Here is a 19,184-nt window from a genome sequence, read left to right on the forward strand (position 1 = left end):
GTGAGTGTAAAAGCCGGCTATTGCCGGCTTTTTTGTTGCTGGTATAGCGTTTGGGTAGGCGAACACGCTAACTACCGCTATTCTAGAACGATCAATAATTGACCCTGACTGATTCAGCATAATGGTCTGAACGGCGGTGGTCCAAATGGAATACGAATGAGTAATAGTTGGAAAGATAAAGACCCCAATGCCCAGGAAGAGGCACAGAAATATGACAATCCGGTGCCGAGTCGGGAGTTCCTGCTCGAGTTCCTGCACAAATGGGGCGCACCGATCAAACACCCTCACCTCTGCCGCGAGCTGGGGCTGCAGGACGAAGACGATATCGAGGCGGTACGCCGTCGCCTGATCGCCATGTGCCGTGACGGCCAGCTTATCTCCAACCGCAAGGGGGAGTTTGGCCTGATCGAGAAGATGAACCTGATCGCCGGTCGTGTTATCGGTCACCGTGACGGTTTCGGCTTTCTCAAGCCGGACGCCGGCGGTGACGACCTGTTCCTCAGTCCGCGCAATATGCGCGAGCTGTTCGACGGCGACCGGGCATTGGTGCAGGAGATCGGCGTCGACTTCAAGGGTCGTCGCGAGGGCAAGGTGGTCGAGGTCCTTGAGCGCAACACGCGCAAACTGGTCGGTCGCTTCGACGGCGAAAACGGTTTTGGCAGCATCGTGCCGGAAAACCAGCGCATCACCAACCAGGTGATGGTGATCCCCGATCCGAGTACCGGCCTGAAATATGAGAATGGTCAGTTGGTGGTGGTTGAACTGATCCAGCAGCCGAGCCGTCGTCAGCCCGCCCGTGGCCGGGTGGTCGAGGTGCTCGGCGAGCATCTGGCGCCGGGGATGGAGATTAAGGTAGCGATCCACAGCTACGATATCCCCAACGAGTGGCCCGACGCGGTACATCAGCAGATCGGCGAACTGACACCCGAGGTGCGTGAGGAGGATAAGCGCAATCGTGTTGATCTGCGCGATCTGCCCTTCGTTACCATCGATGGTGAGGATGCCCGCGATTTCGATGACGCGGTTTTTTGTGAGAAGAAACGCTTCGGCGGCTGGCGCCTTTGGGTCGCTATCGCCGACGTCTCCTACTATGTACGCCCGGACTCGGCGCTGGATCAGGAGGCGATCAAGCGCGGCAACTCGGTCTACTTCCCCGAATATGTGGTGCCGATGCTGCCGGAACTGCTCTCCAACGGCCTCTGCTCGCTGAATCCGAAGGTAGATCGGTTGGCGATGGTCTGCGAGATGACCCTGACCCGGGCCGGCAAGCTGTCCGACTTCAACTTCTATGAAGCGGTGATCAACTCCAAGGCGCGGCTGACCTACACCAAGGTTGGTGCCATGCTGACCGAGCCTGACAGCGAGGAGGGGGCGGCCTGGCGGCGCGAATATGCGCCTGTGGTACCCCATCTTGAGCAGCTGCATGCGCTGTACAAGAAGTTGCGCAGCGCCCGTGAAGAGCGCGGTGCGATGGATTTTGAAACCACCGAAACGCGTATCCTGTTCAGTGACGAGCGCAAGATCGAGCGGCTGGTTCCGGTGCATCGCAATGATGCCCATAAGCTGATCGAAGAGTGCATGCTGGCGGCCAACGTGGCCACTGCACAGTTTTTGCAGAAGCTGAAGAAACCGGCACTCTACCGCATCCACGAAGGCCCGAAAGAACAGAAGCTGGAGAACCTGCGCGCCTTCCTCGGTGAGCTGGGGCTGAACCTGCCCGGCGGCGACAAGCCTGAGCCCAAGGATTATCTGCGTCTGTCGGAGACGATTGAGGGCCGGCCGGATCGCCATATCATCGAGACGATGATGCTCAGGTCGATGCAGCAGGCGGTGTACAGCCCGGATAACCAGGGCCACTTCGGTCTGGCCTATGATGCCTACACCCACTTCACGTCGCCAATCCGTCGGTATCCGGATCTGCTGGTACACCGCGTCATCCGCGCTGCCATTCATAGCGATAAGAAGATTAAGAACGTGGAGCGTCCCAAGGGCTTCGCGCCTAATCCGGGGTTTGGTGTCGGTTACAGCATGGAGCAGATGCTGGCCCTGGGTGAGCATTGTTCGATGACCGAACGCCGCGCCGACGAGGCGACCCGCGATGTGGTGGCCTGGCTCAAATGCGAATATATGCAGAGCCAGATCGGCGAGGAGTACGATGGGGTGATCTCGGCGGTAACCGGCTTCGGGGCCTTTATCGAGCTGAAGGATCTCTATGTCGAGGGGCTGATCCATATCACCGGCCTGCCCAGCGACTATTACCACTTCGAGGCTGCCAAGCAGCGCCTGATCGGTGAGCGTACACGTAAGGTGTTCAAGCTCGGCGATCCGCTCAAGGTCCGCGTGGTGCGGGTCGATCTGGATGAGCGCAAGATCGATTTCGAGTTGGCCAGCTCACCAGCCAGTGAACCGGTCAAGAAGCCGAGCAAGCGCGAGTTGCTGGCGGCCGGCAAGTTGGGTCCTGGCGCCGAGCGTCGGGAGGAGTCGCCGCGTCCGGGTAAGGCGCGGGCGCGGGTATCCGGTGAGGATGAACCCAAGCGCAAGACCGCCAAGCGCAAGGCGGCGCATAAGCCCAAGCATCCACCCCGCGCACGGCGTCGTAAATCCGATTAGATCAGGATCAGCGTGCGAACAAGGCTGTAAAGCAAGGCGCCACCGAGCAACAGTGCCAACAGCGGCACTGTTGCAACGGGGCGCGGCGATGGATGACGAAGCAGCCAATAACGGTACAATGCGGCGACCGTTATCCCCTCCAGTGAGCCCGCCACTACATCCAGTGGCCAGTGCACACCAAGCAGTGTGCGCGAGAGCGCGATCATCAGTACCAGTCCCAGAGTCGTCATATAGCCGGCATGGCGTACCGGATGACTATGTCCCTGCAACAGCCAGACGGCCAGGAGTGCGTAAAAAGCACTGGCGGCACTGGCGTGTCCACTGGGGAAGCTGTAGCTATCCAGCAGGGCCTGTCCAATCTCCGGTCGCGCGACGGCCAGTGTCTGCTTCAGCAGGTGGTTGAATAACAGGACAGCACCGACTCCGAGTGCAACGCCCCAGACTGCCGGCTGACGATAGCGCAGCTGCCCGATCACGCCGCAGGCGAGTGCCATTGTCAGCACCAGGGGGGGATCGCCCAGATGGGTTAGCAGAGAGCTCAGTGTGGGTATCTCCTGGCCGAGGCCGTGGAGCAGGGTATACAGGCTGGCGTTGATCTCGGTAAAACGGCCGGAGAGTTGAATCGCGATGCAGAGCAGGAACAGCAGCGCGCTACCGCTCAGCAGCAACAGTATCCCGATACGTTGCGGGTCGAACTGGTGGCGTTGCAACCAGTGCCACAGGCTGGCCTCGCGGCGCAGGCGCATATGGAACTGCTGGAAGGCGATGATCAGCGCACAGAGCAGGATCAGCAGCTCCAGTACCGGGCTTTGCAGCAGGGGCAGTTGCTGCGCGCCCATGCCTGCCAGATAACCCGGCAGCAGGTAGGCGGGTGACCAGGCGATAGCGGAGAACAGGTTGTACAGGCTGAAGCGCAGCGGCGACATCCGACAGCTGCCGGCGATGAAGGGTATGAGGGGACGAAAGGGGCCGATAAAGCGACCGATCACAACGCTGAGACCGCCGTGTCGGTTGAAGAAGATCGTCCCGCGTGTGCGCCACTGGGGATGCTGTCGCAGGGGCCAGCGGCGTTCCAGCCAGGGGCTCGCGAAACGGCCAAGCAGGAAGCTGAACTGGTCGCCGAGTACGGCACCGACGAAGCCTGCGACCAACAGCGGATGCAACGGCATCGCCTGGCTGCCGGCCAGTGCCGACAGGGCAAACAGCAGCGCGATTCCGGGGACGGTGATACCGACGAAGGCGATGCTCTCCAGGCAGGCGATGGCGCCCACCAGAAGCGGCAGCAGGTTGCTGTGAGTGGTGATGAAATCGAGCCAGAACGCTTGGGACACGGCAGTTTGATCAGTGGTTCATGTTTCGCTGACTATACTGGATTTGCGCCGGGACTGCGCTGTCTTGAGGAACAGGGTATAATTTTGCCGCTTTGCTCTGAGCGACCCTGATTGGCCACTTTCAATCGCTGGCGCTTGCCAGGGCGGCCAAGTCTACAGTGACGGACGGATCTTTACGCAATGCACGAAATTATTCTGCTCACCCTTACCGGCGAAGACAAGCCGGGCGTTACTTCTGCCATGACCGGCATATTGGCGAACTACGAGATCGCCATACTCGATATAGGCCAGGCGGTTATCCACAACACCCTGTCACTCGGCATGTTGATCCAGGTACCGGTGGAGGCGGAGTCCTCGCCGTTGCTGCGCGATATTCTGTTCAAGGCGCATGAGCTGAATCTGCAGGTGCGTTTCGAGCCGGTGGCGGATCCCGATTACGATCAATGGGTCGAGGGGCAGGGCAAGTCGCGCCATATCATCACCCTGCTGGCGCGACGTATCAGCGCCGCCCACATCGCGAGGGTGACCGATATTGCGGCGCGGCACGGGCTGAATATCGATAACATCAGCCGTCTATCCGGTCGTGTGACACTGGACTCCACGGCGGAATCCCGTACCAAATCCTGTGTCGAGTTCTCCGTGCGAGGCATGCCGGCAGATGCGTCGGAGCTGCGCGAGGCGTTCCTCAAGGCGGCATCCGAACTGGATGTGGATATCGCCTTTCAGAAGGATGATATCTACCGCCGCAACCGCCGTGTGGTCGTGTTCGACATGGACTCCACGCTGATCGAGGCAGAGGTGATCGATGAGCTGGCCAAGGAGGCTGGCGTCGGCGATCAGGTGGTGGCGATTACCGAAGCGGCGATGCGCGGCGAGATCGATTTCAACGAGAGCTTCAAGCGTCGCGTGGCGCTGCTCAAGGGGCTGGACGCGACCGTGCTTGAGAATATCGCCCAGCGTCTGCCGATGACCGAAGGGGCGGAGGAGCTGGTCTCCAACCTGAAGTCGCTCGGCTTCAAGACGGCCATCCTCTCCGGCGGCTTTACCTACTTCGCGCGTCGATTGCAGCAGAAGCTCGGTTTCGATTACGTCTACGCCAACGAGCTGGATATCAAGGATGGCAAGGTCACCGGCGAGGTGATCGGCACAGTGGTCAATGGCGAGCGTAAGGCGCAACTGCTGCGCGAGATCGCCGCGAAAGAGGGGGTGTGTCTGGAGCAGACCATCGCGGTTGGCGACGGAGCCAATGACCTGCCGATGCTGTCGATTGCCGGCCTCGGTATTGCGTTCCGCGCCAAGCCTTTGGTGCGGCGCAGTGCCAAACAGGCGATCTCCACTCTGGGGCTCGATGGTATTCTCTACCTGATCGGGTTTCGCGATCGCGACCGGGCTCGCTAAACCCTCGGCCTTAAGCCCTCGGCTTAAGTGAAAACGCCGGCTATCAGCCGGCGTTTTGCTGTCGGCTATCGCTCCTCGAAGTAGTCGTAATCCATCGTCTCCCGCGGTGGCTGCAGATAGTAGCCCTGGATGCGCTGGATGCCGCAGCGGAACAGTTTGCTGATCACGCGGGTGTTTTCCACCAGTGGGGCGATCACAATCAGGCCGTGACTCAGGGTCGGCTCCAGTTGCTCCTGCAGCGCTTTAATGCTGAGATCGCCGCTCTCCAGATCCTGAATATAGGCGCCGTCGAGCTTGAGGTAGTTGGCGTTCACTTCGGCGAACACTCGGTGGGAGTTGGGTGAGCTGCCGAAATGCTTGATGCAGAGGTTGCACTCCATGGCGCGCACCTTCTCGGCGAACTGTTTGGCATACTCCAGCTCGGTGGCGGCATCGGTTTCACTGATCTGGAATACCAGCAGGTCGGGCGGTATGCGCAGCTCCTCTATCTGGCTGGCGAACCAGGTCAGCAGCGACCGACTGCGGAGGGTGCGGCCGGCGATGTTGATGAACAGACGGTTGCGGTGACCCTTATCCAGCTCCTCGCGCAGCAGTTGCAATGAGCGCTCGAGCACCCAGCGGTCCATCTTGACCATGACGTCGCTCTGCTCGACCGAGGTCAAAAAGGTGTTCGGGGTCAGGGGGGAGTCGTTGTGATCCAGCAGGCGGATCAGTACTTCGTACTCGTGCACCTCCTCCTCTTCGCCCAGGGAGACGACGGGTTGGAACAGCATCTTCAGACGACTGTCGGTGATCGCATTGAGGATGCGTTTGATCGCATCCTCGTCCTGCGCGTGAACCAGCTTCTGAGCATGGAACAGTGTGCAGCCGTTGCCGTTGACCAGTTCGTCGGCGGCTTTATGGGCGCGCTGAATCAGCTCGCTTGCGGGAGGCGCGCTGTCGTTTATGGTCACGATACCGATGGAGCAGGTGCTGGATATGGTGCTTTGCTCGTAGGGGATCTTCAGCTCGCCGATCTGGCGAAAAAGTTTGCGGCCGATTCTTTGTGTATCTTCGGCGTCGGCATGCTGGAACAGAACGATAAAGCTGTCGTCCTCGAAGCGGCATACCAGGTGTGGTTCGCTGAACGCTTTTTCGAGTCGGGAGGCGATCGATTTAAGCAGCGTATTGGCCGCGTCCCCGCCCAGCTCGGCCAGCAGGTGGCGATACTGGTCCAGACGCACATACAGCAGATGAGCATCATGACCGCCGGTAAGCGCGCGTTGTGCCGTCTCATCCAGGCGCTGCATCAGGTAGGTGCCATTTTTCAGCCCGGTGAGCGCATCTTCATCCCGATGTTCTGCGCTATCGATGAGCAGCTCGTTATCGGGGTGGATCGTCATCGACAGGCTGATGTGGCCAAGATAGCGGCAGGTCTGCAGCTGCACTTCGGCGCTGAAGTTACTGTTATCGGAGCGGACGATTCGCAGTCCCAGTCGAAGATCGATCGGTTCATTCTGTTCAAGGTGTGCTGAGAGTGTCTCCTGCACCTCGCTACGCTGCTCCGGAATCAACAGTTGATCAAGCGTTACCCCCTGCAGCTGGGATGCTCGGTCATAGCCGAGTAGTTCTACCAGACTATCGTTGGCAAACTCGAGCTTGGCATCGTGCAGGTAGCCAATGGCACTGCGGGAGCTGACCACCTGTTCGTGAACGTGGCGTTCGGTAACCTCTAGCATGGTCTCGGCCTGGCGCAGGCGGCGGCGGGTATCCAGCGCCTGAAGCTGTTGGTGTACCACATGCAGCAGCAGCTCGCCGGGGCGTTCCGACAGCAGTGCGTGTATCCCCTCCTTGTACGCGCGCAGTTGCGCGGCCTCGGAGGTATCGCTGCTGAGCTCGATCACCGGCACATCCTTGTCCTGGTGGTGCAGCAGCTGGACGACGGCATGGGGACCGAGTTCATGGTTGGTATGGGTGCTGCATAACAGCAGATCCCAGGAGCGCTGGCTCAGAGCCTGTGCGAGTTCTTCACGGCTTTCGATCCGGCGTCCGCGGGGGGAGAGGCGGCCGGTGCGAATCAATGACAGTAGCGGATCGACCTCGTGGCTCTCGAAACCGACAAAAATGATATTGATCGCACTGCGTTTGTGTGTACCGGCTGCAAGCTTGTCGAGCATGCTGTAGGCCGATTCTGATGCAGTCATCATGGTCCTGGCTGACTCCGCTCCTTCTCAATCCTGGCGTACATACTAACCCGACATAAACCCGCTGTCAGGATGAAGTGAGCTGCTTATATTGAGAATTGGCAGGGGTAGTAGGATTCGAACCTACGCATACTGGAATCAGAATCCAGTGCCTTACCGCTTGGCGATACCCCTGAAGCGTTCCGCTGTGGGAAATGGTGGCAATAGCGGGACTCGAACCTGCGACCCACGCATTATGAATGCGTTGCTCTAACCAACTGAGCTATATTGCCACATTTTGAATCTCTGAATGTGATGGCAGGGGTAGCAGGATTCGAACCTGCGCATGACGGGATCAAAACCCGTTGCCTTACCGCTTGGCGATACCCCTACAACTTCCCGATGCGGGAAAATGGTGGCAATAGCGGGACTCGAACCTGCGACCCACGCATTATGAATGCGTTGCTCTAACCAACTGAGCTATATTGCCACGCTTCAGAGGCGCGCATTATTCTCTGTTTGCCTTTTGCTGTCAACAGCTTGAGGGGAAAAATAAAGCCCGCCGGAAGGCGGGCTTATCCGAGCGTGGTGAGATTAGACGTTGAAGCGGAAGTGCACCACGTCACCGTCCTTGACGATGTACTCCTTGCCCTCCAGGCGCCATTTGCCGGCGTCCTTGGCGCCCTGTTCACCCTTGTTCGCGATGAAATCGTCGTAGGCGATCACTTCGGCGCGGATGAAGCCTTTCTCGAAATCGGAATGGATCACGCCCGCCGCCTGGGGGGCTGTCGCACCAATCTTCACCGTCCAGGCGCGCACCTCTTTGACGCCGGCGGTGAAATAGGTCTGCAGTCCAAGCAGGGCGTATCCGGCGCGGATGACGCGGTCCAGGCCCGGCTCCTCCATGCCCATCTCGTCGAGGAACATCGATTTCTCGTCATCCTCAAGCTCGGCAATCTCGGCTTCCAGCTTGTTGCACACCGGTACCACGCTGGCGTCTTCTCCGGCGGCGAATTCTCTGACCTTGTCCAGCCAGGGGTTGTTCTCGAAGCCGTCTTCGGCCACGTTGGCGATGTACATTGTCGGCTTGGTGGTCAGCAGATGGAAGCTGCGCACCAGTTTCTGTTCGGCGTCGTCCAGCTCCATGCCGCGTACGGGCAGGCCCTCAGACAGGCGAGGGATCAGCTTCTCCAGCAGGTTCTTGGCCGCGATCGCGTCCTTGTCGCCGCCCTTGGCGGTGCGCTGTACGCGCTGCAGCTGCTTCTCGCAGGACTCCAGGTCCGCCAGTGCCAGTTCGAGGTTGATGGTTTCGATATCCTCGATCGGGTGGATGCGGTTGGCGACGTGGATGACGTTGTCATCCTCAAAGCAACGGACCACGTGAGCGATAGCATCGGTTTCGCGGATGTTGGCGAGGAACTTGTTGCCCAGCCCTTCACCCTTGGATGCACCGGCGACAAGCCCAGCGATATCGACGAACTCCATGGTGGTGGGTAGCACGCGCTCGGGCTTGACGATCTCGGCCAGGGCATCGAGGCGCGGGTCCGGCATCGGTACGATGCCCGAGTTGGGCTCGATGGTGCAGAACGGGAAGTTCTCCGCCGCGATGCCCGATTTGGTCAGTGCATTGAACAGGGTGGACTTACCGACGTTGGGCAGGCCGACGATGCCGCATTTGAATCCCATGATGAAAAATCCTGTTTAACTGGAGGCGTTAAAACTGTGCAGGTGGTTCATGGCGCGTGGCCAGTCACCCTTGATCGCCAGCGGTAGCTGGCGGAGCGCTTCATCGATTGCCGCCTGGGTCAGTTCGCGCTCCTTCGGCGAAGCTTTGCTCAGCACGAAGTTGGACACCTGGCTGGCATGCCCCGGGTGGCCGATACCAAGACGCAGACGGTAGAAGTCGCGGTTGTTGCCGAGCTGGCTGATGATACTGCGCAGGCCGTTATGTCCGCCATGACCGCCGCCCTGTTTCAGGCGCGCTGTGCCGGGGGCTATATCGAGCTCGTCATGTGCCACAAGAATGGCAGTGGCCGGGATCTTGAAAAAGTTGGCGAGCGCGGCAACGGACTGGCCGCTCAGGTTCATGAAGGTGGTCGGTATCAGCAGGTGGACCGGCTGGCCTTCAATCAGAATCTTGCCGTACAGACCGTGATAACGTTTATCGGTCTGCAGGGTGGTGTGCTGGTGGGCAGCAAGCTGCTCCACCAGCTCGGCGCCGGCATTATGGCGGGTGTGCTCGTATTGGGCCCCGGGGTTGCCGAGGCCGACGATCAGCTGTATCCGATCCTGCATGCCAGTGCCTTAGCGGCAGCTATTACTTGCCGGCTTTGGCGCCACGCGGAGCGTAGCAGTAGCCAACGCCCTGGTCGTGGTCTTCGCCGCGACGCAGTGCAACAACCTCAACACCTTCCGGCAGGCTGATATCGGACAGGTGAGCAATCTGGCCCATTTCGATCTTGGACAGATCGACTTCCAGCGCTTCCGGCAGGTCCTTCGGCAGGCAGAGGATCTCGACGGTGGCGGTTTCAGCGGCAAACTTGGCAGATGCCTTGGATGCAGCGGACTTCTCGAAGTTCACGAACTTCAGCGGTACCTGGATCTTGATCTTCTTGCTTTCGTCCAAACGCTGGAAGTCAGCGTGCAGAACGACCGGCTTGGCCGGGTGGCGCTGCAGATCCTTGATGAACACGGAAGTTTCCTTGCCATCCAGGGTCAGGGTCAGCTTGGAGGAGTAGAAAGTCTCGTCCTGCAGAGCCTTGGCCAGCTCATTTGCGGAGATGGCGATAGCAACCGGGGTTTCGCTACCGTAGACGATACCCGGCACTTTGCCTTCACGACGCAGGCGGCGGCTCGCACCTTTCCCCTGATCGTTACGGGCTTCGGCGTTGATTACGAAAGTACTCATTGTAGTTACCTTATATAGTTCAAAAGCTGCAGACCCCCGCGACCAGGAGTGTGCAGCATTTCATATCCCTTACGGGGCGTGTTGCCGGTCAGATCTGTTTCTGCCCGGCGCGTTCGGCGCGTTTTCCGTTTATCGGAACATCGCGCTGATCGATTCTTCGTTGCAGACGCGGCGCACCGCTTCTGCCAGCATCGGTGCCAGGGTCAACTGGCGGATCTTTTCACACTTCTGTGCCGCTTCGGACAGCGGAATGGTATCGGCAACCACCAGCTCGTCCAGTTCGGAGTTGCTGATGTTGCTGATCGCAGGTCCCGACAGCACCGGGTGGGTGACGTAGGAGATCACGCGGGCGGCGCCCTTGTCCTTCAGTGCTTTGGCGGCCTTGCACAGGGTGCCGGCGGTGTCGCACATGTCGTCGACCAGGATGCAGGTGCGTCCGGCGACATCACCGATGATGTTCATGACCTGGGCTTCGTTGGCGCGTTCGCGACGCTTGTCGATGATCGCCAGGTCGCAGTCGAGCTGCTTGGCCACGGCGCGGGCACGGACTACGCCGCCCACGTCAGGGGATACCACGATGGGGTCGTCGTAACCCTGGTCCATGATGTCGTCGAGCAGTACCGGTGAGCCGTAAACGTTGTCCACCGGGATATCGAAGAAACCCTGAATCTGGTCGGCGTGCAGATCGACGGTCAGTACGCGGTCGATGCCGACGTTGGAGATCATGCTGGCGACGACCTTGGCGCTGATCGGTACACGAGCAGAACGCGGGCGGCGATCCTGGCGGGCATAGCCGAAGTAGGGGATGACCGCGGTAATACGGGTGGCGGAGGCGCGGCGCATCGCATCGGCGAATACGATCAGTTCCATCAGGTTGTCATTGGTCGGTGCACAGGTGGACTGGATGATGAACACATCCTTGCCGCGCACGTTCTCCTGGATTTCGACGCTGACTTCACCGTCGCTGAAGCGGGTAACGTTTGCCTTCCCCATCGGGATATCCAGCCGCTCAACCACTTTCTGAGCCAGTGCAGGGTTAGCATTGCCGGTGAAAACCATCATTTTAGACACGGCGAGTACCTTCTCGATTGCATCAGGGTTTGCGGATGAGGTCGCTGAAAGGGAGTCAGTCATCGATACTTATTTTGGCAGGGGTAGCAGGATTCGAACCTGCGCATGCTGGAATCAGAATCCAGTGCCTTACCGCTTGGCGATACCCCTGTATCCATGGGTGGCGAGCCACCAATCCAAGAAGGCGCGTATTTTCGATAAACAGGCCTCGAAAATCAACCCCCGGCATGGAATTACCCGGATTATTCATGGCTGAAGGTGGATAAAGGGGCAGGGTGCTTGCTCATAAACGTTGCCAGTCGCGGATTATCAGGCGGATGCGCAGGTCGTCATAGCTGAACTCTACCCGGGCCGGGAGCACCAGCAGATCGCCGACCTGGGTCAGTCGCTGGACCTCGATACGCCAGCCCAGTTGCTCGAAGCCTTCGGCCTCCCCCAGAGGCTTGAACGGGTAGTGAGGATCGGGACGTCCCTGCACCCAAAAACGTGCCTGGCTGACCGGCAGGTGCCAGCCCAATGCTTGCTGCATCACCCCTTCCGGGGTCGCCGCGCGGTATGTCTCCGCCTCGCCGGCAACCTGCATATGGACGCCTTCGGGGCCGCCATCGATCAGCATGCCGCCCTGGCCCAGTGGTCCGCTGAGGCGAATCTCGAATTCTTCGCCCTGCTGGCGCCAGTCGATACTGGCGCTGTCGGCGTGCGGCCCCTGGCGAATGCCGGCCTTGCCCTCGAACAGCCAGTTGGGTCCCAGGCTGCCCTGTAGCTGACCGACAGGCGCAGGCGGCGGTGGTTGCAGGGTGCTGCAGGCGCTGAGCAGAAGCGCCGCCGCGAGCGTGAGCCAACGCATCAGCCATCGACTCCGAGCTTGTCGGCGACGGCGCGCAGGCGTTCGTCATCCGGCGCGCTCTGCAGGCTGCTGCGCAGCAGCTCCAGCGCTTCCTCGGTTTCGCCGCTGGCCCAGAGCACCTCGATAAGGTGGCTGGCGACCTCGGGATCGTCGAAGGCATTGTGTGCGCGGCGCAGGAAGTTGAGCGCCTCCGGCAGCCGACCGAGCTTGTACAGTACCCAGCCCATGGAGTCGAGTACCGCCGCGTCGTCCGGATGCTGCTCCAGCGCCTGGGAAATCAGGGTGTGGGCCCGGCTGTAGTCGTCGCTGTACAGGGTCAGTGAATACCCTAGGGCATTGAGCAGCATGCCGTTGTCCGGCTCCAGTCTGAGCGCCGTCTCCAGCTCGCTGAGCATCCGCTGCGGGTCCTCGGGTTCGATCATCAGTGCGTGGCTGTAAAGCAGGCCCACATTCTTCGGGTGCTTGGCCAACGCCTGTTCAAGCAGGTTCAATGCCTCGTCGCGCTGGTCCTGGTTATGCAGCCAGTCCGCCAGCATCAACGTCAGTTCGATACCAAGCTCCGGGTGATCGTCGATCCCCTGGGCGATGATCTTGCGCACCCGTGCTTCCTGCTCGGGATGCTCCAGCAGGCTAAGCGCCCGGTTGTAGGCCTGCTGCAGATTTGGGCCCTCGGTCACCCTGAGATAGTGAGACAGCGCGACTTCAGGTTCTCCCGCGTCCTCTTCGACAATGCCGAGATAGAAATGCAGGTTGGCGTTGTTCGGGTTTCTCAGCAGCAGCGTGTTCAGCAGTTGCCGGCTGGCGTCATACTGTTTGTGGTCGAGCGCCAACAAGGCGAAGTAGTAGTGCAGCTGGTCATCTTCGGGGTAGGCGTCGGCCAGCTCCAACATAGCCTTCAACGCGCGTTTGGGGGCAGAGTCTATCTGCAATTGAACGTACTGGATCTTCAGCGGCTTGGTGTCGGGGTTGCTTTTGAGCGCCTGGCGCACCAGCTGCAGGGCCTGGTCCGAATCGCCTTGTTTGCGCAGAATCTCAACCTTCTGTTGTAGCAGGTCGGTCTGACCCGGCTCCACCGCCAGGCCCTGGTCGATCAGTTTCAGAGCACCCTGGTCGTCATCCATCCGTCGCTTGAGCAGTGCCCGGGTCAGCAGCACCTCCAGCCGTTCTGGATCCTGCTCGCTGTACCTGGCCAGCAGTCGTTCGTACAGGCGGGCCGTATCCACCGGCATCTGATTGCTGTGGGCACCGATCATCAGCACCGCTTCGGCACTGCCGTCGTCAAGAATCTGCTCCAGTATCGGCAGCGCCTCGTCGAATCGCCGTTCGCTGATCAGGATATTGGCCAGGATATGCTTGGGTTCGGGGTTGGCGGGTTCGATCTCCGCCCAGATGCCGGCGGCTTCTACCACCGCCTTGGCGTTGCGCAGAAACTGGGCGATGCGTGTGGCGCGTTCGGCGATGGCCGGATCATGGTTCATCCGTGCCTGATGCAGGTAGTAGCCCAGCGCCTGATCGAACTGCCGCCGCTGGCCCGCGATCTCAGCAGCCAACAGCTCATAAACCGATTCCTGGTTGAGTTCCCCCGGTTGATACTGCACCGGAGCCTGAGGCGTTGCCGGCGGCGTTGACAGGGCCGCTGAATCTGGTCCTTGCGAAGCCTGACCGGCACAGCCGCCTAGCAGCAGGGCGCCGAACAGGATGGCGAACCCGGGTATTCTCATCTTTGCTCTGATCCTGGAGACAAAAAGCCACTATAGATGAAGCGTGCCGGGTTTGTCATCGGAACGCCTGTGGGAGTCTGCGCGGGTGGGTTGATCCCCGGCAAGGGTTGCATGCACAGCTTCTTAATCCAGCGAGCGTAAAGGTGTATGATGTCGCGCTTGTCTCATCTGGGTAGTGCGAAGCTTAATCTATGGCGTTGCTGGCATTGGGGATCAATCATAAGACCGCGTCGGTCGAGGTGCGTGAGCGCGTCGCGTTTGCACCCGAGCGGATCGGCGAAGCGATGTCCGACGCCCGTGAACAGGCACGGCTGCAAGAGGTTGCGATTCTCTCCACCTGTAACCGTACCGAGCTTTACTGTGCCACCGAGCTGACCGATACCCGGCAAGTGCTGGAATGGATCGGCCGTTACCATGGCCTGGATCCGAATGAGCTGGCCAAGTGCTGCTATATCTACCGTGACGAAGAGGCGGTGCGCCATATGATGCGGGTCGCCTGCGGCCTGGATTCTCTGGTGCTGGGTGAGCCGCAGATTCTGGGGCAGCTGAAGAGCGCCTTCAGTGTGTCGCAGGATGCGGGCATGATCGGGGCCGAGCTGGGGCGACTGTTCCGCCACACCTTTTCTATCGCCAAGCAGGTGCGCACTGAAACCGCTATCGGCCAGAACCCGGTTTCCGTGGCCTATGCCGCGGTGAGTCTGGCACAGCACATCTTCGCCGACCTGGGCGAAAGTCATGCACTGCTGATCGGCGCCGGTGAAACCATTGAACTGGTGGCCCGGCACCTGAAACAGGCGGGTGTACGCTCGATCACCGTGGCCAATCGTACCCTGGCACGGGCACAGACGCTGGCCGATGAGGTCGGCGGCGAGGCGATCGAGCTGGCGGAGATGCCGGCGCGTCTGCCCAAGGCGGATATCCTGATCTCATCCACCGCCAGCCAGTTGCCGATCCTGGGCAAGGGGGCGGTGGAGACGGCGCTGAAAAAGCGCAAACACCGGCCCATGTTCATGGTCGATATCGCCGTGCCGCGCGATATCGAGCCGCAGGTGGCGGAACTGGACGACGTCTACCTGTATACCGTCGATGACCTGACCGAGGTGATCGAGGAGAACCAGCGCTCGCGCGAGTCCGCCGCGGCCGATGCCGAGGCGATGATCGAAGCCGGTGCCCACGCCTTCCTCGGTCAGCTGCGCGAGCTTGAGGCGGTGGATACCCTGACCGCGCTGCGCGAGCAGGGCCAGGCGATCTGCGATGCCGAACTGGACAAGGCACTGCGCCTGCTGGCCCAGGGGCGTGATGCGGAGCAGGTGCTGCGCCAGCTCGCCCGCGGCATTACCAACAAGATGTTGCACCAGCCCACGGTCCAGTTGCGCAAGGCGTCGGCCGATGGCCGTACCGAACTGGCGGCGCTAGTGCATGAGCTCTACCAACTCTCTACCCCCGCCGAACGCTCCAACTGACAGGCACTGCCATGAAAGACTCGATTCAGACCAAGCTCGAGAAGCTGAGTGACCGCTATGAGGAGCTGTCCGCGCTGCTTAGCGAACCCGAGGTGATCTCCGACCAGAACCGTTTCCGCGATTACTCACGGGAGTACGCCGAACTGGAGCCGGTGGTGAAGGCGTTTGGCGACTGGCGCCAGGCGCAGGAGGATCTGGCCGAGGCCAAGGCGATGCTTGAGGATAGCGATCCCGATCTGCGCGAAATGGCGCGGGAGGAGATCGATTCCGCCAAGGAACGCATCGAAGCGCTGGAGGGCGAGCTGCAGATCCTGCTGCTGCCGAAGGATCCCAACGACGGCCGCAACGTGTTTCTCGAGATCCGCGCCGGGACCGGTGGTGACGAGGCGGCAATCTTCTCCGGCGACCTGTTCCGTATGTACTCCCGCTACGCAGAAGAACGCGGCTGGCGGATCGAGGTGATCAGTGCCAACGAGGGTGAGCACGGCGGCTACAAGGAGATCATCACCCGCGTGGCGGGCGAGGCGGTCTATTCGCGGCTGAAGTTCGAATCCGGTGCCCACCGCGTACAGCGGGTGCCGGAGACCGAATCCCAGGGCCGTATCCATACCTCCGCCTGCACCGTGGCGGTGATGCCGGAGCTGGACGAGTCGGCGGCGATCGAGATCAACAAGGCGGATCTGCGTATCGATACCTTCCGCGCCTCGGGCGCCGGCGGTCAGCACATCAACAAGACCGACTCGGCGATCCGCATCACCCATATCCCGACCGGGGTCGTGGTCGAGTGTCAGGAGGAGCGCTCCCAGCACAAGAACCGCGCCAAGGCGATGGGGTTGCTGGCCTCCCGTCTGCAGCAGGCGGAAACCGACCGGCAGCAGGCGCAGCAGGCCAGTACCCGCAAGAGCCTGGTGGGTTCCGGCGACCGTTCCGAGCGCATCCGCACCTATAACTTCCCCCAGGGGCGGGTCACCGATCACCGCATCAACCTGACCCTGTATAAGCTGGGTGAAGTGATGCAGGGCGATCTGGATGCCGTTATCGAGCCGCTGCTTCACGAGCATCAGGCCGAGCAGCTCGGTGCCCTGTCCGATGCCGACTGATACACCGCTCAGCATCCAGGCGGCACTGGCACTGGGTGCCGAGCGGATCGACAGCGACACGGCGCGTCTGGATGCCGAGCTGTTGCTCTGTCATGTGCTGGGCAAGGCGCGCAGCTACCTGTTTACCTGGCCTGAGCGCGAACTCGACCCCGACCAGCAGGCGCAATTTCTCGCCCTGCTTCAGCGCCGTATCGCGGGCGAACCGGTGGCGCACCTGACCGGCGTGCGCGACTTCTGGACCCTGAGTCTGGAGGTCACACCCGATACACTGATCCCGCGCCCGGATACCGAAACCCTGGTCGAAGCGGCGCTGGCACGTTTGGCCGACGCTCCCTACCGGGTGGCCGATCTTGGTACCGGCACCGGCGCCATTGCACTCGCACTGGCCAGCGAACGTCCACACTGGCAGGTGGTGGCCACCGACCGCGTCGCCGCGGCGGCCGCACTGGCAGCGCGTAACCGCGATCGTCTGGGGCTGGATAACGTGGAGGTGCTGACCGGCAGCTGGTGCGAGCCGCTCAGCGGTCAGTTCGATATGATCCTGTCCAACCCGCCCTATATCGATGCGGCCGATCCCCACCTGGCGCAGGGCGACGTGCGCTTCGAGCCGCGTTCGGCGTTGGTGGCCGCAGCGTCCGGGCTGGCCGATATCCGCCATATTGCCGAAGAGGCGCTCGCCTACCTCAAACCCGGCGGCTGGTTGCTGTTCGAGCACGGTTACGCCCAAGGCGAACCGGTGCGGGCGCTGCTGACGGGCCTGGGTTATGCTGAGGTAGAAACCCTGAACGACCTGGGTGGCCACGAGCGCGTCACGCTTGGCCGCCGACCCTGATAGAGAAGGCCTGATAGAGAAGGAAAGCAAGGTGTTATCGGATCAGCAGTTACTGCGATACAGCCGCCAGATCATGCTGCCGGAGGTGGATGTCGACGGCCAGGAGGCCTGGCTCAACAGCCGGGTGCTGATTATCGGCCTCGGTGGCCTGGGCAGCCCGGCGGCGATCTATCTCGCCTCGGCCGGCGTCGGTCATCTGGTGCTGGTCGATGACGATGAGGTGGATCTGACCAACCTGCAGCGCCAGATCGTGCACACCTCGGAGCGGGTCGGAGAGGCCAAGGTGGAATCCGCCCGCCAAGCCTTACTAGCATTGAATCCGGATATCCGCGTCGATACTCTGGCCTGTCGATTGGAGGGCGAGGCGCTCGCTGAGCAGGTCGCGGCTGCGGACCTGGTGCTCGACTGCTCCGATAACTTTTCCACCCGCTTTGCCCTCAACCGCGCCTGTGTAGCAGCCAAAACGCCGCTGGTGTCCGGCGCGGCGATCCGCTTCGATGGCCAGATCAGCGTTTTCGATCCCCGGGTCGACGGCGCGCCCTGCTACCAGTGCCTCTATCGCGAAGGCGAGGATGAACAGCTAAGCTGTTCCGAATCCGGCGTATTCGCGCCGCTGGTCGGTATTATCGGTACCATGCAGGCCGCGGAAGCGCTGAAACTGCTGGCCGGCATTGGCGAGCCGCTGGTCGGGCGCTTGCTGCTGCTCGATGGTAAGCGTATGGAGTGGCGTATGTTGAAGCTGCGGCGCGATCCAAACTGTCCGGTATGTGCAGCCGAGGAGGAGTAGAGGATGGCAAACGAACAGGCTCTGATCGAACGACTTGAGCGCGAGGTCAAACTGATCGCGCTGGTGGGTGCCAGCAACAAGCCCCACCGGGCCAGCTACCGGGTGATGGAGTTTCTGCTGCGCCACGGCTATATCGTCATACCGGTCAATCCGAAACTTGCCGGGCAGAGCCTGCATGGCCAGCTGGCGGTGGCCCGCCTTTCCGACATCAAGGTGCCGATCGATATGGTCGATATCTTCCGCAACTCTGAGGCGGCAGGAGACGTGGTCGACGACGCGATTGCCGTCGGCGCCAAGGCGGTCTGGATGCAGCTCGGTGTGATCAATGAAGCGGCCGCTGAGCGTGCGCGTGAGGCCGGGCTTGATGTGGTCATGGATCGCTGTCCGGCGATCGATTGGGGACGTCGCTGAGCGCTCGATCTGGCAATCAAAACACCGCTATGTCGATGGGGGCTGCAATGCGCTTGGGTAGGCGATGCGCGGCACTGGCTTTTTGGCACGGCCGCTATCGGGTTGTGTTGATTCTGCTGTTCTGCGCCGTTTCGGTGGCGTGCAGCGCTCAGCGCGGGACGGTGCGGACGCTGCAGGTCGGCCCCGCCAGCTTTCGCACCGAGATCGTCGCCACGCCCGAGGCCAGGCAGCGGGGGCTGATGGGGCGCACCGATCTGAACGACGGGATGGCGATGCTGTTCGTGTTTCCGGATGAGCAGCCCCGGATGTTCTGGATGAAGGAAACGCCGACGGCGCTGTCTCTCGCCTATATCGACCGTCGAGGCGTTATCCGCCAGATTCTGCCGATGCAGCCTTACAGCCTGGAGTTGGTACCCAGTCGCTATCCGGCCATGTATGGCCTGGAGGTGAATCGGGGTGCCTTCGAACGCCAGGGGGTCAGGGTCGGCGACCGGATGGACCTAACGCCTCTGCAGGATATAGTGGCAGAGCGCTAAGGCTAAT

The 19,184-nt window shown here is 61.0% G+C and carries 16 protein-coding genes and 5 tRNA genes; 8 read left to right on the forward strand and 13 right to left on the reverse strand.

The window, feature by feature from the left end:
• Positions 1 to 156 precede the first annotated feature (156 nt).
• Positions 157 to 2,610, forward strand: coding sequence for a ribonuclease R (gene rnr, locus IEX40_RS16730; RefSeq protein WP_188750357.1), 2,454 nt, complete (start codon positions 157 to 159; stop codon positions 2,608 to 2,610).
• Here rnr and IEX40_RS16735 read toward each other — a convergent pair.
• The gene (locus tag IEX40_RS16735) at positions 2,607 to 3,941 is read right to left on the reverse strand and encodes a bifunctional DedA family/phosphatase PAP2 family protein (RefSeq protein ID WP_188750359.1); all 1,335 of its coding nucleotides are present in this window, start codon (positions 3,939 to 3,941) and stop codon (positions 2,607 to 2,609) included. The two genes, rnr and IEX40_RS16735, sit on opposite strands and share 4 nt — an antisense overlap.
• Before the next feature lie 180 nt (positions 3,942 to 4,121).
• On the opposite strand from IEX40_RS16735, the gene serB reads away from it, so the two are divergent.
• Complete coding sequence (gene serB, locus IEX40_RS16740) at positions 4,122 to 5,339, forward strand: phosphoserine phosphatase SerB (RefSeq protein ID WP_188750361.1); 1,218 nt, start codon at positions 4,122 to 4,124, stop codon at positions 5,337 to 5,339.
• Between the two features lie 65 nt (positions 5,340 to 5,404).
• Here the strand turns inward: serB and IEX40_RS16745 are convergent, their stop codons facing one another.
• From IEX40_RS16745 to IEX40_RS16800, 12 genes are all read right to left on the reverse strand, one after another.
• Positions 5,405 to 7,525 carry an EAL domain-containing protein gene (locus IEX40_RS16745; protein WP_188750363.1) on the reverse strand — a complete coding sequence of 707 codons (2,121 nt, stop codon included), beginning with the start codon at positions 7,523 to 7,525 and terminating at the stop codon, positions 5,405 to 5,407.
• Positions 7,526 to 7,621: 96 nt separating this feature from the next.
• Positions 7,622 to 7,696 (reverse strand) — tRNA-Gln (locus tag IEX40_RS16750).
• Between the two features lie 21 nt (positions 7,697 to 7,717).
• Positions 7,718 to 7,794: transfer RNA gene (locus IEX40_RS16755), tRNA-Met, on the reverse strand.
• Between the two features lie 23 nt (positions 7,795 to 7,817).
• Positions 7,818 to 7,892 (reverse strand) — tRNA-Gln (locus IEX40_RS16760).
• A 22-nt stretch (positions 7,893 to 7,914) separates the two neighbouring features.
• Positions 7,915 to 7,991, reverse strand: a tRNA-Met gene (locus IEX40_RS16765).
• A 104-nt stretch (positions 7,992 to 8,095) separates the two neighbouring features.
• Positions 8,096 to 9,187: a redox-regulated ATPase YchF gene (gene ychF, locus IEX40_RS16770; protein WP_188750365.1), complete on the reverse strand. Its 1,092-nt coding sequence runs from the start codon at positions 9,185 to 9,187 to the stop codon at positions 8,096 to 8,098.
• A gap of 15 nt (positions 9,188 to 9,202) precedes the next feature.
• Positions 9,203 to 9,796: an aminoacyl-tRNA hydrolase gene (gene pth, locus IEX40_RS16775; RefSeq protein ID WP_188750367.1), complete on the reverse strand. Its 594-nt coding sequence runs from the start codon at positions 9,794 to 9,796 to the stop codon at positions 9,203 to 9,205.
• Positions 9,797 to 9,818: 22 nt separating this feature from the next.
• Positions 9,819 to 10,409, reverse strand: coding sequence for a 50S ribosomal protein L25/general stress protein Ctc (locus IEX40_RS16780; protein ID WP_188750369.1), 591 nt, complete (start codon positions 10,407 to 10,409; stop codon positions 9,819 to 9,821).
• A gap of 129 nt (positions 10,410 to 10,538) precedes the next feature.
• Positions 10,539 to 11,480: a ribose-phosphate pyrophosphokinase gene (locus IEX40_RS16785; RefSeq protein WP_188750371.1), complete on the reverse strand. Its 942-nt coding sequence runs from the start codon at positions 11,478 to 11,480 to the stop codon at positions 10,539 to 10,541.
• Between the two features lie 75 nt (positions 11,481 to 11,555).
• Positions 11,556 to 11,630 (reverse strand) — tRNA-Gln (locus IEX40_RS16790).
• A 133-nt stretch (positions 11,631 to 11,763) separates the two neighbouring features.
• Entirely contained in the window at positions 11,764 to 12,327 is a 564-nt protein-coding gene (gene lolB / locus IEX40_RS16795; RefSeq protein WP_188750373.1) for a lipoprotein insertase outer membrane protein LolB, read from the reverse strand.
• Positions 12,327 to 14,048, reverse strand: coding sequence for a tetratricopeptide repeat protein (locus IEX40_RS16800; protein WP_188750376.1), 1,722 nt, complete (start codon positions 14,046 to 14,048; stop codon positions 12,327 to 12,329). Before IEX40_RS16800 ends, lolB begins: the two co-directional genes overlap by 1 nt.
• A gap of 191 nt (positions 14,049 to 14,239) precedes the next feature.
• Between IEX40_RS16800 and hemA the strand changes: the two genes are divergently transcribed.
• Genes hemA through IEX40_RS16830 form a run of 6 tightly spaced genes read left to right on the forward strand, consistent with a single transcriptional unit; the run spans position 14,240 to position 19,177 of the window.
• Positions 14,240 to 15,511: a glutamyl-tRNA reductase gene (hemA, locus tag IEX40_RS16805; protein ID WP_188750378.1), complete on the forward strand. Its 1,272-nt coding sequence runs from the start codon at positions 14,240 to 14,242 to the stop codon at positions 15,509 to 15,511.
• 11 nt (positions 15,512 to 15,522) lie between these two features.
• Entirely contained in the window at positions 15,523 to 16,611 is a 1,089-nt protein-coding gene (gene prfA, locus IEX40_RS16810; protein ID WP_188750380.1) for a peptide chain release factor 1, read from the forward strand.
• Positions 16,601 to 17,443 carry a peptide chain release factor N(5)-glutamine methyltransferase gene (gene prmC / locus IEX40_RS16815; protein WP_188750383.1) on the forward strand — a complete coding sequence of 281 codons (843 nt, stop codon included), beginning with the start codon at positions 16,601 to 16,603 and terminating at the stop codon, positions 17,441 to 17,443. The genes prfA and prmC overlap by 11 nt, the downstream gene beginning before the upstream one ends.
• A gap of 31 nt (positions 17,444 to 17,474) precedes the next feature.
• A complete protein-coding gene (locus IEX40_RS16820) occupies positions 17,475 to 18,230 on the forward strand; it encodes a molybdopterin-synthase adenylyltransferase MoeB (RefSeq protein ID WP_188750385.1) in 756 nt (251 codons plus the stop codon).
• Between the two features lie 3 nt (positions 18,231 to 18,233).
• A complete protein-coding gene (locus IEX40_RS16825) occupies positions 18,234 to 18,641 on the forward strand; it encodes a CoA-binding protein (protein WP_188750387.1) in 408 nt (135 codons plus the stop codon).
• Positions 18,642 to 18,688: 47 nt separating this feature from the next.
• Complete coding sequence (locus IEX40_RS16830) at positions 18,689 to 19,177, forward strand: DUF192 domain-containing protein (RefSeq protein ID WP_188750388.1); 489 nt, start codon at positions 18,689 to 18,691, stop codon at positions 19,175 to 19,177.
• Positions 19,178 to 19,184 lie beyond the last annotated feature (7 nt).

It is taken from the genome of Marinobacterium zhoushanense (assembly GCF_014641945.1).
GTDB classification, from domain to species: Bacteria; Pseudomonadota; Gammaproteobacteria; order Pseudomonadales; family Balneatricaceae; genus Marinobacterium_D; species Marinobacterium_D zhoushanense.